1 pseudogene is annotated in these 250 nt (G+C 61.6%); it reads left to right on the top strand.

Annotated elements, in window-relative coordinates:
- Positions 1-250: pseudogene (locus RTW80_RS30205) on the top strand (type IV secretion protein Rhs); the annotation flags it as partial.

The following is a 250-nucleotide window of genomic DNA, read 5'->3' as shown; positions in this document are numbered from 1 at the left end:
AAACTGTACAGCGTACGGCACCTGGTGTTTAACGGCTTTGAGCTGATAAGCCAGCAGTTCAGCCGGGTACGGCAGCCGCATCCGTCCGTGGCCCCGCAGTGGGTGACGCGAACGAATTATGCGGTGAGCGACCTGACGGGCCGTCCGCTGATGCTCTTTAACAGTGAAGGTAAAACCGTCTGGCGACCGGGGCAGACCAGCCTGTGGGGGCTGGCACTCAGTCTGCCCGCAGACACAGACTACCCGGACC

The organism is Escherichia sp. AM3, assembly GCF_032029835.1.
Lineage (GTDB): Bacteria > Pseudomonadota > Gammaproteobacteria > Enterobacterales > Enterobacteriaceae > Escherichia > Escherichia coli.
This window is presented reverse-complemented; position numbering and strand designations above follow the sequence as displayed.